We start from the raw sequence: 12202 nt of genomic DNA on the forward strand, positions 1-12202 counted from the left end.
ATAGACTAGCGCTTTCTACTTAACTGCCACGGTGCCTTGATCTTCCGGGGTGGCGTTCTTGATTTTAGGAATAGTTTGAAGATAAGCGAAAATGGCCGCCGCGTCTTCGTCGCTCATAGTCGAATATTTCGGCATGGGCGCACGCAAAGGTCCGTTGGGCGACATCCCGAACTTCACTGCTTTTGAGAAGTCGCCCGCGTTCCAGTGGCCAATGCCGGTTTCGGGGTCGCCGGTGAGGTTGCGCGATACGATGTCTTTGCCGTTAGCGTCCAGGAAGTGGTTGCCGCCCCCTAGGTAGCCCTCCGATTTTTCGGGTTCGAGGGCGTTATTGGTTTTAAAATCCTTGCTGTGGCAGTCGTAACACTGGTAGCGGCCTACGATGAGGTAGCGGCCGTACGCTAGCTGGTCGGTGGCGACAGGTGCTACCACGGGCTGCGTGGGCATGGGCGTTGGCTTCATCACGGTGTTCGCCAATGCTTTAACTAGCAAGCTAGGTTCTTGCGCGTGAGTGGGCGCTGGGTCGGCCTTCACCCACGAGTGGTCGGAGCGCAGGAAGGCCACAATGCTGTTCACGTCTTCATCCGACATATGCACGAAGTGCGGCATAATGATGCGGTAGCGCCCATCGCGCCCAATACCGGTGCGTAGGAGCGTAATAACCTCGCCATCCGTCCAGTTGCCGATGCCATGGTCTTTATCCTGGGTGATATTAGCCGAATAGAGCTTCCCAAATTCCTGGGGAACATCCAGCATTTGCTGGCCTGAAAGCCGGTTTGTCTGCTTGTTTAGGTGGCAGTCGGTGCAACTCGCCAGCACGAGCGAACGGCCCATTTCTAGGCGCTCTGGCGTGGCGGCCACGGCCATGGTGGGCGTTGGGGGCTTCTCGTAGGAGGGAATACCGCGCGCCTGCACCCATACAACAAAACCAACGACCGCGAGTACCACGATACCGAGCGCCGTGCCTAGTACTTTGAAGAATTTTTTCATGCAGTATTGGAGCTAAGTTTTTCAGCTACAATACTATAGGTTCCGTATGCCTACTGCAACCGGCAGGCATCACATATGTATGTGAGTGGCGCAGATTGGTAAGTGAACAACAAAAGCTAGGATTTTCACCTGTTCACCGTTCTTGCCGCCGAACCAATGATGGGGTTAGACAGTTATTTCATAGTTGTCTGCTTCCTGACCTTTGCTCATCTTTCCATCTGGCAGACTACCTTCCCTCTTATATGACCCCAACCAACATCCGTACCCTAGGCGAACTGAAGAAGTCCGGCTATCAGCCCCGCTCGGTGAAGCAGGAACTACGCGACAACCTGATTGCCAAGCTCCAGCGCAAAGAAGAAGTGTTTCCGGGCATTTACGGCTACGAAGAAACCGTCATTCCTGACTTGCAGCGCGCTATTTTGAGCATGCACCACATCAACCTGCTTGGCTTGCGTGGGCAGGCCAAGACCCGCATCGCCCGCCTGATGGTGGACCTGCTCGACGAATATATTCCGGTGGTGGAAGGCTCGGAACTAAACGACGATCCGCTACAACCGCTGTCTATTTACGCCAAAAACCTTATTGCCGAGAAAGGCGACGCGACGCCCGTATCGTGGCTGCACCGCTCGGACCGCTACACCGAAAAGCTGGCTACCCCCGACGTGTCGGTAGCTGACCTGATCGGCGATGCTGACCCCATTAAAGCGGCTACGCTAAAGCTGCCGTACTCCGATGAGCGCGTGATTCACTTCGGCCTGATACCTAGGTCGCACCGTGGCATCTTCGTGATCAACGAGTTGCCCGACTTGCAGGCCCGCATTCAGGTGTCGCTGTTCAATATCTTACAAGAAGGCGACATCCAGATTCGCGGTTTCAAGGTGCGCTTGCCGCTGGACATTCAATTTGTGTTCACCGCCAACCCCGAGGACTACACCAACCGTGGCTCCATCGTGACGCCGCTCAAGGACCGCATCGACTCCCAGATTATCACGCACTATCCCAAGTCGATTGAGATTGGCAAGCGCATCACCAAGCAAGAAGCTCGCATTAAAGAAGAGCAGAAAGGCATGGTGACCACCAACGAAATCGTGAGCGACCTAGTGGAGCAGGTAGCCGTGGAAGCCCGCGGTTCTGAGTTTGTAGACGCCAAAAGCGGCGTGTCGGCTCGCTTAACCATTGCCGCTTACGAAAGCTTGATCAGCGCCGCTGAGCGCCGTGCGCTGATCAACGGGGAGAAGAAAACGTATATCCGTATCGCCGATTTTCTGGCTGCCGTGCCTGCCCTTACGGGTAAAGTGGAGCTGGTGTACGAAGGTGAGCAGGAGGGAGCCGGCATTGTGGCCGAAAAGCTCATGGGCAAGGCTATCCGCACCCTGTTCCTGAACTACTTCCCTGATCCCGACAAGCAGAAGAAAAAGAAGAACATTCCGAACCCGTATAAGGAGGTGCAGGACTGGTTTGGCGCTGGCAACACCGTCGACGTGCTCAATGATGGCTCCGATAAGGACTACCAAAAGGCCCTCGACCAGGTGCCCGGTCTGCGCAACATCGTCACGTTCCTGCATCCCAACGAGGACAAGGAGACAACGTACTTCCTAATGGAGTTCTGCCTGCACGGCTTGGCCGAACACAGCCTGATCTCGCGCAACCGCGTGACGGCCGGCACCCAGTTCAAAGACCTACTCAGCTCGATGTTCACCATGCCTAGCTTCGGCGGCGACGATGACGACGAGGATGAGGACGAGAAGCCCCGCGGCCGTCGTCGGTAAGTGGTCAGTGCCTTTATCAAAATGCCCCACGCGCCGGAAGGTGCGTGGGGCATTTTGGTTTCGCTTGGGGATTAATAACGAGCTTAGTGCTAGCTTTTAGCTTCGAGCTTCCGGCCTTTTAGATTCTGTTGGGCGCCCTTCAGTTGATACTTCAGGGCTTTAAGACGGTCTTTCTCCGCATCAACGCGTGATTTGGCATCGTCAACGAGGCGCTCCTGATCACCCACTTGGCTTTTCAAGGATTCTACCCGTTGTGCTTGTGCAGCTACAGCAGGGTTTTCAGAATTGACATCGGAGCGGAACAAAGAGCAGCTTTGCAGGCTAGCTCCAAAAAATACGAGTGCAAGGATAGGTGTTTTTCTAAGCATCATTTCAGGCTATATAGTCTACTGATACTTACGCGTTTCACTAGCTCAAGTTCCTAATAAAGAGAAAAACCCCGCTGGAAGCATGCCAGCGGGGTTTTTAGGAGGTGCTAGTGAGAAACCAGACCTAGCTTTCGCTTACGACGATCTTCTCAATTTCATCGTTCTGACGGATCTGATCAATCACGTCTTCGCCTTCTACCACTTTACCGAACACCGTGTGTACCCGGTCGAGGTGAGCGGTGTTCTGGCGGTTGTGCACGATGAAGAACTGTGAGCCACCGGTGTCTTTGCCAGCGTGCGCCATGCTAATCACGCCGCGGTCGTGGTACTGGTTGTTGCCCGAGGTTTCGCATTTGATTTTGTAGCCGGGGCCACCCGTGCCTGGCATGCCTTTCGCGTCGGGCTTGGTATTCGGGTCGCCGCCCTGAATCATGAAGTTCGGGATGACACGGTGAAACTTAGTGCCGTCGTAGAAGCCTTTTTGGGCTAGGTCGGTGAAGTTCTTAACGGTGTTCGGAGCGTCCTCTTCGAAGAACTCCAGCTTCATTACGCCTTTGCTGGTGTGAATTTCAGCGGTTTTCATGTCTAGAAAGTTGTAGGTGGGAGAAGTAGAATTTCCGCGCTTAACCAACGGAAACGGGGCAAAGGTAACCAATTCGGCTAGCCCACGGCATCCAGAAGTGCGGTAGGTGCGTAGGTTGCGGCAGGAGCAGAGGCGTCTTACTTTCGCCTGTTACTTACGTACCCCCTTATTCAGCTTGCCAACTCCCCTTTTTCCATGAAGCAGACCTTTCGCACTACGTCTTATTTCCTGCTCGGTGCGAGCATCTTAGCCACCACCCTCGCTAGCTGCGGCGGCGACAACAAAGGCGCCGACACCACAGCACAGGAGCCCGGTTCTACCATGAGTGTGGCCGACTCGGCCAATATGCCCACTGATTCCGCCCGCATGGGCAAAGCCGACGGGGTAATGGTTGATGGCGTAGCCATGACGCCCGACAGAAGCATTGTGCAGAATGCCGTGCAAGCCCAAGGCATGACCACGTTGGTAAAAGCCGTACAAGCGGCTGGCCTCGATGGTACGCTGAGCGGCGCCGGGCCTTACACCGTGTTTGCGCCTACCAACGCCGCCTTCGATAAGTTGCCCAAAGGAGCTCTGGCTGGCCTTATGCGCCCCGAAAGCAAAGACAAGCTCAAAGGCCTGCTAACCTACCACGTCATTGCTAGCCGCTTGCTGGCCGCTGACCTGCGCGATGGGCAGGAGCTGACGACCGTGAACGGCGAGAAAATCAAAGTGGCAGTGAAGGATGGCAAAGTGATGATCAACAATGCCACTGTAACCACGCCCGACGTCGTGTCTAGCAACGGCGTCACGCACATCATCGACACGGTATTGATGCCACCGGCTGAAACGGAGTAGCTAGCTCTTTCCTTCCTTACAGACAAGCCCGGCCCAAGAGCCGGGCTTGTCTGTTTCACAGGGTTATAGTTTCTGTTTTGCGTTCCTTGTGGGCTTACCCTTGTTGCCCTAGGCCAGCGTTGTCGGCTGCGAGCTGCGCAAAGCCGGCCCAGTCGATGTTGTCACGACCCCGAGCAACCGTTGCCGAAAGCTGGTCAAAAATGATAGTAGCAAAGGGCATGGGCACAATCTGCTCCTGGGCTTCGTGCAAAACCAGCTTTAAATCCTTGCGAATAATACGTGGCTCGGCCCCAACGGGCTGGTAGTGCTGGCTGGCGATGAGCTGGCCGTAATTTTTGTACACCGGGCAATTGAAGAGAGTGTTGCTGAAAAACTCGTGCACCTGCTGCCGCTCAAGGCCGCTTTTCTGGGCTAGGGTGTAGGCTTCGGCCATGGCTTCGATGGCAGCACCTAGCATGAAGTTGCCACAGAGCTTAACTAGGTTCGCCGCACCGGGGTCTTCGCCAAAGTCGTACACGCCCTGACCAAGCGGATCTAAGAACGGGTGGAGCTTTTCCTTCGCACCAGTCGGGCCTGCCGTGGCAAGCCAGAGCTTGCTGGCTTCGGCTGCGTCGGGCTTACCAAAGACGGGCATGGCTACCAGCACCGAGCCACGCTGCTGGTGGGCTGCGGCGAGACGACGGTTGGTGTCGGGCGCGACTGTACTACAGGATACGTGCACTGCTCCTGGCGCGAGGCCGCTGAGCAAACCATCGGGGCCTGTGGTGATGGTGTCCAGCGCCGCGTCATCGGTCACCATCGTGAAAACGATGGAGGCGTCTTGGGCAGCTTCGGCCGGCGTCGCGGCGACGGTAGCACCTAGCGCTTTCAGCGAATCGGCTTTGCTGGTGGTGCGGTTATACACGCTGAGCGAGTGACCTGCTCTGAGCAGGTTCGTGGCCATGGCTACGCCCATGTTGCCGAGACCTAGGAAAGCAATTTGTTCAGCCATAAAAGTTTAGCAGAAAAGCAAAATGCTCAGTATACGCAGCCTAGAGCTGAACTAGCTAGCTTACTGCGGAATAGAATCCGGGGCCGGAGCTTCTTCTTCCCGCTCGGATGCCTTGGCGGCGCTGTCGCTGGTAACCTGCATAATAAGCTCCGAATCATGGACAACCACGGGTTCATCCTGATCTGGCACAACCAACGGTTCATCTTGTCTTTCGTCCTGCTCCATTGTAGAGTCTAGTGCTTGCGACGTGAGCGTTGCTGCGTCAGAGTACCCTTGCATTGGGTCGTTTTGCGCTGGCCGTGCTACGCGGGTAATTTGCTCGCGTTTGGGTTTGCGGGTGGCTAAGTAGTGTTTCGACAGGCGCACCACTGCCCAGCCGCCGAGTCCGAGGCACAGCAACACGCCTACCACGAAGGCTACCCGTGTCAGACGTAAGTGCACGTGAGCAGGCCTAGGGCTCGCGGTGGAAACTGCCTTGCGGATCGGCTTGGGCTGCGCTGGTATAGCTGGCGACACTGCTAAGCTAGGTGGCAGTGCCACCACTGGGGCAGCGGCTTGCGTTCGAAGCTGCTCAATGAGCTGACCAAGCTGCTGAATACGTGCATCTAGTTCCTGGTTGCGCGCCGCCGACTCGGCCCGAGCGACTCGTAATGTTTCTTCCAGCTCGGCCCGCTCTTGCTGAGCAGCTTGCTGGTAAGTGGGGGTTTGTGCTAGTTGTTGGCGCAATTGCACAAGTTCTTGCTCACGCGTGGCTTCCCGGGCGTGCGCCGCTTGTTGTTGCTGCTGAAGCTCCCGCTGTAGCTCCTGCCGCAGAGCTTCAAGCTGTCGAGGGTCTGCGGCCGTTCCGTAGGGTGGGTCGGCGGGAACGTCGGCGGCGCCTAGCCATTGCCACAACTGGCGGGCTTTCTGCTCCCAAAAACCATAGCTAGGTTCTTCATCGTCAGCATAAAACTCCGGCTCGGCCATTGCCTGCTGGGCGGCTAGCCGGGTGGACCACGCTTCCAGCGCCGCTTCGGTCGGGGCTCCGCTAGTAGGCGGCAATTGCCGCAAACGCCGCGGCAACTGCCGCAAGTCATTTACAAGCTGAAAATCGTGCGCGGCCGCTTGGCTACTTAGTTGATTTTCTACCTCGGAGCCATAGGTAACCGGCGCAAGCAGCACGACCAAGCCCGCAAGCGGCGGCAACGCTGTCGGAGCTAGGTTGAGTTGGGCGCTAAGCCAGGCGAGAAGCGAATCCTTGTGATGCTGGTAAAAAGCGAACGGGTTGTCGGCTTCTCCGAAGCTAGGTATGGGTTGGTCGTTGAGGCGCCACGCGCCATAGGCTAGCGCCGGTACGCGCAAATGCCCACTCTGCGGCACTAGCACCAGCAGCGCAATTCGGCCTGGTTGCAGTATTACTGCGTCGACGGGCGGCGCACCAATGGCCCCGAGGTTGCCGAGTAGGAGAGTAGTCGGCGTAGCTGCTTCGGCGCGGAAGGCGTTTTCAACAGCTGCCAGCTGCTCCTGGCGCGCCGGATCGGAGAAGGGAGCAAACAAGAAGCTGTGTACCATGGCCATTAATGTCGGTTATCCTCCTCGTTCAGCATGCTGAGGTAGCTATCGTAGCGGGGCAAGGCAATTTTGCCTTTTTCCACGGCCTCGCGTACGGCGCAGCCGGGCTCGTGCACGTGGGTACAGTTGTGGTAACGACACTGGTTGAGCAATGCGCGTATTTCAGGGAAAAAATGTCCGAGTTGAGCGGGCGGAATGTCCACCAAACCTAGCTCTTTAATGCCTGGCGTATCAATGATATACGTGCCAGGCCGAACTTCCAACATTTCGGCAAACGTAGTGGTGTGCACACCTTTATCCGAGAACCCGCTGATTTCGGCAGTCTTCAGATCGAGGTCGGGAACTAGCGCATTAATGAGCGTACTCTTGCCCACGCCTGAGTGCCCCGAGAGCAACGTCACCTTGCCATCCAGCAGCGCGTCGATTTCGGCTACTCCTTCGCCGGTGCGTGCGGCCGCCAGCAAGCTAGGGTAGCCAGTGCGTTTGTACATCTTTTGAATTTGCTGCTGATAATCAGCCAAATCTTCGTCGTGGAGGTCGGCTTTGTTGAAGATGAGCGTGACGGGAATACTATACGCCTCGGCAGTTACCAAGAACCGGTCGATGAATCCAAACGACGTAGCCGGCGACACCAGCGTGACCACCAGCAGGGCCTGGTCGAGGTTGGCGGCTACAATGTGGGCGTGTTCCGTTTTGTGCACCGAGCGCCGAATGATATAGTTACGCCGCGGCTCGATGTGGTGAATGACGCCCGCACCTTCCGTTTGTTCTTCCACTGTAAAGTCCACCTGGTCGCCCACGGCCAGCGGATTGCTTACCTTCAACCCTTTTTGCTTGAACTTGCCCCGCAGCCGACAGCGGTGCAACAGTCCCGTCGCTAGGTCGCGCACCAAGTACCACGAGCCGGTAGATTTAATAACGATGCCGGTCATAAAGAGTAATTGAGCAACGGAGTGACTGCGTAATGGAGTGATTGAAGAGCACAATAGCGGAGTGAGATGTTGAACGACATGACGCTCTTTAGTTAGTCATCCTGTTACTCGCCAGCGGTAGCGCCGCCATAATAGCGGCCGTAGCGCCCGCATGATCGAGCACATATTGCCGGTTGGTAATACCTGCACGTTGACGCAACGGGTTGTCCATCAGCCACTCGCGCAATACGCCTTCTAGGTGGGCGCTAGTCTCTACGGAACGGGCACTGCCTAGTGCCACCAAATCCTGCGCTTCCTGAAATTTCTCATAGCGTGGGCCAAATACCAGCGGCAGTCCAAATACGGCGGCTTCTAGGGTATTGTGGAGCCCTTTGCCGAAGGCGCCACCCACGTAAGCAATAGAGCCGTAGCGGTAGAGCTCGCGCAGCAAACCAATAGAGTCAATAATCAGGATGCTAGCCTGCGCTACCGTGTCGGGCTGCGCGGCCGAATAGCGCACGGCTCGCCCAGGCACCATAGCTTCGAGCTGCCGCAAGCCCGATTCATGAAGCTCGTGCGGCGCTACTATCACGCGTAGCGTAATGCCAGCCGCCACCATATGCCGCAGCGGTGGGGCTACTACCGAAATATCGTCTGGCCAGCTACTGCCCACCACCAGCACTGGCGCTTGATCTGCCACAAATGCCTCTAGCAATGGCAACGACCTAGGGGGAGCGGCCGCAGTACCAACCACCGTGTCAAACCGCGTGTCGCCGGCAACACTTACCTGCCGGATGCCAATGCCGCGCAGCAACTCCGCCGAGGCCTCATTCTGGGTGAAAATGTGCGTGAAGCTTTCAAGAATGCGCCGGAATAGGCTGCCCCAGGGTTTAAAAAAAGCTTGGTCGGGGCGGAAAATAGCAGAGACGCAAATAGTTGGCACCTGCCGACGGTGCAACGCAGATAGAAAATGATACCAGAACTCATACTTTACGAAGACAGCCAACCTAGGCTGCACTGCCTCTAAGAAAGCCTGTGCGTTAGCTGCTGTGTCGAGCGGCAAGTAAAACACGTAGTGCGCGTCTGGCCAGTTCTTTCGCACGCTGTAGCCAGAGGGGGAAAAGAACGTCAAGACGATCTTATGCGTCGGGTACTGTTGCGCTACGGCTTCCATTAAGGGGCGGCCTTGCTCGAACTCACCCAGGGAAGCGCAGTGAAACCAAACGAGAGGAGCCGTTTCGTTGCGAACTGTACCCTGAATATGCGCTAGCAAACCGCGCCGGCCAGCTACCCACTGGGCGGCTTTTGAATTGAAAGGAGCCACCAACCGCAGCAGCAAGGCGTACAGACGGAGTGCAATATTGTAGACTGCTAACAAGAGCGGGAGCGAAGAGCTTATTGGTTGAGAATGCAAAAGTACGTGTTTGCCGCCCTACCTAACCTAAAGAAGCTCTAACGCCTAGCGCTAGAGCTTCTTTGAGACGCCATTAAGCAGGTGATATTATCGGAGGGCGCCTTGCGGAGTCGGCTCTTTCCAGTCGACGGGGCAAGCCTCTCCGTTGGTTTCATAAAACTGCAAGGCTGCTACCATGCGCAACGCTTCATCGATGCTACGGCCTAGGGGCCGGTCGTTTACGACCTGATGACGTACAATGCCATCCTTATCAATCAGGAACAAGCCGCGATAAGCGACAGGTGAGCCAACGAACACCATTTCGCCCGCATCGTTGTAGTCATAATGACCACCTAGCACATCGTAGTTGGCCGAAATAGTCTTGGTGGCATCCGCTACCAGTGGGTACGTAACACCCGCAATACCACCTTGGTTACGCGGGATTTGATACCAAGCTAGGTGCGCATTGTGCGAATCGGTGGAGCAGCCGACCACGGCCACATTTTTGGCCTCAAATTCGGCAAGCCGGTCTTGAAACGCTAGAACTTCCGTGGGGCAAATAGCCGAAAAGTCGGAGGGGTAAAAGTAAAAGAGGACGTGCTTCTTACCTAGGTAGCGGTCGAGCGAAAATTCATCTTCAATGTGGCCGTCGATAACGGCTTTAGCGCGGAAAGATGGAGCACGTTTACCAACGAGAACGGCCATGATAATCAGGGAAATGAGATGAGAGAAGGCAAATAAGTGAAGTAAGCGGCTTGCCTAGGTCTAAGTTTGCCGCTTGTCAGGCGTTGCGTGCGCACCTCGAACAAGCCGAATACGCAGCACACAACAGGCAGCAACAAAGCAGAGGGCTTTCCGCCTACTTGCCTTATACCGTGCATGCAGCAAAACAGTTGGCCCCTGTGTCAGCACGCGTTGTGCCCACTTAGCATTTAACCAATACAAGATGCTTGTCGAGCTTAGTGCCTTTTTGTTTTCGGGAATAAAACTCGGTTTTGATTGGGCTGGGTAGTCATTCTTAAATGGGCCTGCCTCACTTTCTTTCTCGGTAAAATCTCTATCGTTATATGGCAAAGTTCTATTGTTGAAAGCCGAAAAAGCTTACTTTTGACCATAGACCTACTGCTCATTTCTTTACTTTTTTATGGATCACAACTCACTGGCGCTGCCTGTTGGTACTACTCTCGACCGTTTTATTATGCGCAAGCAGGAGGATTTTCCCTATGCAACGGGTGAACTCTCTCAACTGCTGCGCGATATTGCTTTAGCTACGAAGATTGTTAATCGTGAAATTAATCGCTCTGGTCTAATTGATATTGCGGGCGCTTACGGCAACCGCAACGTACAAGGCGAAGACCAGCAAAAGCTAGATGTAGTAGCCAATATTCGCTTCATCCGGGCATTGCGCAATGGTGGCGAGGTCTGCACCATTGTATCGGAAGAAGACGAAGAAGTAATCCAGACCGGCAACAACCAGGGCAAGTACGTGGTTGCGATGGACCCGCTGGATGGCTCCTCTAACATCGACGTTAACGTGAGCATCGGTACGATCTTTAGCATCTACCGGCGTATCTCGCCGACCGGTACCGTAGGCAATGAGCAGGATTGTCTCCAAAGAGGTACGCATCAGGTGGCAGCGGGCTATGTAATTTATGGCTCTAGCACCATGCTAGTGTATACCACTGGCAATGGCGTAAACGGCTTTACATATGAGCCTTCATTGGGCGAATTCTTCCTCTCGCACCCAAACATCACCATTCCAGCTAGCGGCTCAGTATATTCCATCAACGAAGGCAGCGCCGATTCTTTCTCCGCTGGGCTGGCTTCTTTCATTGCTTATTGCAAGCAGCAAAGCTACTCAGCACGCTACATCGGCTCCTTGGTCGCCGACTTCCATCGTAACCTGCTGAAAGGCGGCATTTATATCTATCCGCCCACCCAAAAGTCGCCGAGCGGTAAGTTGCGCCTGTTGTATGAGTGCAATCCGTTGGCTTTCATTGTAGAGCAAGCCGGTGGCAAATCCAGTAACGGCTACACGCGAACTATGGAAATCGAGCCCACGGGCTTACACGACCGTTGCCCGCTATTTGTGGGCTCCAAGGATTTGGTGGAAAAAGTGGAGGAGTTTCTGGCTGCAGAATACTCCAAGGAACCAGTTGCGAATAGCTAGATATTAGTAATGAAATAGCCCCTAAAACCAGCAGGCCGCTTGATCAGTCAAGCGGCCTGCTGGTTTTAGGGGCTAGCTTTTCGTTGAGCTTACGCGCTCTTGTCAGTAGCTTCTGGGTTTGCCGTTGCAGCTGCGTCAGCTTCCGTCGGGATAATGCCAGCGGTACTGAGTGCTTCGTCGGCTGCTGGCTGTTCTTGTTGGGTACCGGCGTCTTCCGTGTCCGTAGTGGCTTCTTGGTACTCCAAACGGTTGCTGACGGCGTGATACCACGTCACCAGTTTCTTGATGTCGGACAAGTATACGCGCTGCCGGTCGTAGTCAGGGATGATTTCGCCCATGAAGGCTACCAAGTCCTGGTCGTTCGACTTGTTGGTTAGGGGCAGGTTAGTGCCATATTTCTGGTATACCCGATCAAATACTTCCGTCAGCGGTACCGTCTGATCGTAATCTTCGGTGTAGATAGAAATCTCTTGCAGGAGCGAAACTTTGTTGCGAGCCGATGCTACTGAGCGCGTACCGCGCTCATCGAGCGATTCGATGATGACGCCAGCGCGCGTTGGACGCACTAAGCGGTAAAGACCGGGCATTCCGCTAATGGCGGCAATTTCCTTCAGGTCGTAAGGCATGGAAAAAGAAAGTTGG

At 55.2% G+C, this 12202-nt stretch carries 12 protein-coding genes; 3 read left to right on the forward strand and 9 right to left on the reverse strand.

From position 1 onward, the window contains the following. Positions 1–15: 15 nt before the first annotated feature. Complete coding sequence (locus BXP70_RS06700; RefSeq protein ID WP_086593273.1) at positions 16–987, reverse strand: c-type cytochrome; 972 nt, start codon at positions 985–987, stop codon at positions 16–18. Positions 988–1229: 242 nt separating this feature from the next. Here BXP70_RS06700 and BXP70_RS06705 point away from each other — a divergent pair, with 242 nt between their 5' ends. Continuing rightward, positions 1230–2756 carry a sigma 54-interacting transcriptional regulator gene (locus BXP70_RS06705; RefSeq protein ID WP_086593274.1) on the forward strand — a complete coding sequence of 509 codons (1527 nt, stop codon included), beginning with the start codon at positions 1230–1232 and terminating at the stop codon, positions 2754–2756. 89 nt (positions 2757–2845) lie between these two features. Here the strand turns inward: BXP70_RS06705 and BXP70_RS06710 are convergent, their stop codons facing one another. Together BXP70_RS06710 and BXP70_RS06715 are read right to left on the reverse strand one after the other, a co-directional pair. After that, positions 2846–3061, reverse strand: coding sequence for a hypothetical protein (locus BXP70_RS06710; RefSeq protein ID WP_086593275.1), 216 nt, complete (start codon positions 3059–3061; stop codon positions 2846–2848). A 187-nt stretch (positions 3062–3248) separates the two neighbouring features. Further along, the gene (locus tag BXP70_RS06715) at positions 3249–3707 is read right to left on the reverse strand and encodes a peptidylprolyl isomerase (protein WP_086593763.1); all 459 of its coding nucleotides are present in this window, start codon (positions 3705–3707) and stop codon (positions 3249–3251) included. 195 nt (positions 3708–3902) lie between these two features. Here BXP70_RS06715 and BXP70_RS06720 point away from each other — a divergent pair, with 195 nt between their 5' ends. Further along, on the forward strand, positions 3903–4544 hold the full coding sequence (locus tag BXP70_RS06720) for a fasciclin domain-containing protein (RefSeq protein ID WP_086593276.1): 642 nt from the start codon (positions 3903–3905) through the stop codon (positions 4542–4544). A gap of 94 nt (positions 4545–4638) precedes the next feature. Here the strand turns inward: BXP70_RS06720 and BXP70_RS06725 are convergent, their stop codons facing one another. The 5 genes from BXP70_RS06725 to BXP70_RS06745 form a co-directional block, all read right to left on the reverse strand. Next, positions 4639–5535 carry an NAD(P)-dependent oxidoreductase gene (locus tag BXP70_RS06725; RefSeq protein WP_086593277.1) on the reverse strand — a complete coding sequence of 299 codons (897 nt, stop codon included), beginning with the start codon at positions 5533–5535 and terminating at the stop codon, positions 4639–4641. A 60-nt stretch (positions 5536–5595) separates the two neighbouring features. After that, the gene (locus BXP70_RS06730) at positions 5596–7086 is read right to left on the reverse strand and encodes a hypothetical protein (protein WP_143436393.1); all 1491 of its coding nucleotides are present in this window, start codon (positions 7084–7086) and stop codon (positions 5596–5598) included. A gap of 5 nt (positions 7087–7091) precedes the next feature. Next, entirely contained in the window at positions 7092–8018 is a 927-nt protein-coding gene (gene rsgA, locus BXP70_RS06735) for a ribosome small subunit-dependent GTPase A (protein WP_086593279.1), read from the reverse strand. 88 nt (positions 8019–8106) lie between these two features. Further along, entirely contained in the window at positions 8107–9375 is a 1269-nt protein-coding gene (locus tag BXP70_RS06740) for a 3-deoxy-D-manno-octulosonic acid transferase (RefSeq protein ID WP_086593280.1), read from the reverse strand. Positions 9376–9498: 123 nt separating this feature from the next. Next, positions 9499–10095 carry a peroxiredoxin gene (locus BXP70_RS06745; protein WP_086593281.1) on the reverse strand — a complete coding sequence of 199 codons (597 nt, stop codon included), beginning with the start codon at positions 10093–10095 and terminating at the stop codon, positions 9499–9501. Positions 10096–10534: 439 nt separating this feature from the next. On the opposite strand from BXP70_RS06745, the gene fbp reads away from it, so the two are divergent. After that, positions 10535–11560 (forward strand): class 1 fructose-bisphosphatase, encoded by a 1026-nt coding sequence (gene fbp, locus BXP70_RS06750; RefSeq protein WP_086593282.1) that lies wholly within the window; start codon positions 10535–10537, stop codon positions 11558–11560. A gap of 89 nt (positions 11561–11649) precedes the next feature. On the opposite strand, the gene BXP70_RS06755 is transcribed toward fbp, so the two are convergent. Then, positions 11650–12186, reverse strand: coding sequence for a DUF5606 family protein (locus BXP70_RS06755; RefSeq protein ID WP_086593283.1), 537 nt, complete (start codon positions 12184–12186; stop codon positions 11650–11652). Positions 12187–12202 lie beyond the last annotated feature (16 nt).

Origin of the sequence: Hymenobacter crusticola (genome assembly GCF_002154225.1) — a bacterium.
Taxonomy (GTDB): Bacteria; Bacteroidota; Bacteroidia; order Cytophagales; family Hymenobacteraceae; genus Hymenobacter; species Hymenobacter crusticola.

What these genes read in the sequence shown, in the direction of transcription:
- BXP70_RS06745 (WP_086593281.1), bottom strand. Translation starts at nt 10,095, where the DNA reads ATGGCCGTTCTCGTTGGTAAACGTGCTCCATCTTTCCGCGCTAAAGCC.
- BXP70_RS06720 (WP_086593276.1), top strand. Translation starts at nt 3,903, where the DNA reads ATGAAGCAGACCTTTCGCACTACGTCTTATTTCCTGCTCGGTGCGAGC.
- fbp (WP_086593282.1), top strand. Translation starts at nt 10,535, where the DNA reads ATGGATCACAACTCACTGGCGCTGCCTGTTGGTACTACTCTCGACCGT.
- BXP70_RS06755 (WP_086593283.1), bottom strand. Translation starts at nt 12,186, where the DNA reads ATGCCTTACGACCTGAAGGAAATTGCCGCCATTAGCGGAATGCCCGGT.
- BXP70_RS06705 (WP_086593274.1), top strand. Translation starts at nt 1,230, where the DNA reads ATGACCCCAACCAACATCCGTACCCTAGGCGAACTGAAGAAGTCCGGC.
- rsgA (WP_086593279.1), bottom strand. Translation starts at nt 8,018, where the DNA reads ATGACCGGCATCGTTATTAAATCTACCGGCTCGTGGTACTTGGTGCGC.
- BXP70_RS06715 (WP_086593763.1), bottom strand. Translation starts at nt 3,707, where the DNA reads ATGAAAACCGCTGAAATTCACACCAGCAAAGGCGTAATGAAGCTGGAG.
- BXP70_RS06725 (WP_086593277.1), bottom strand. Translation starts at nt 5,535, where the DNA reads ATGGCTGAACAAATTGCTTTCCTAGGTCTCGGCAACATGGGCGTAGCC.
- BXP70_RS06700 (WP_086593273.1), bottom strand. Translation starts at nt 987, where the DNA reads ATGAAAAAATTCTTCAAAGTACTAGGCACGGCGCTCGGTATCGTGGTA.
- BXP70_RS06730 (WP_143436393.1), bottom strand. Translation starts at nt 7,086, where the DNA reads ATGGTACACAGCTTCTTGTTTGCTCCCTTCTCCGATCCGGCGCGCCAG.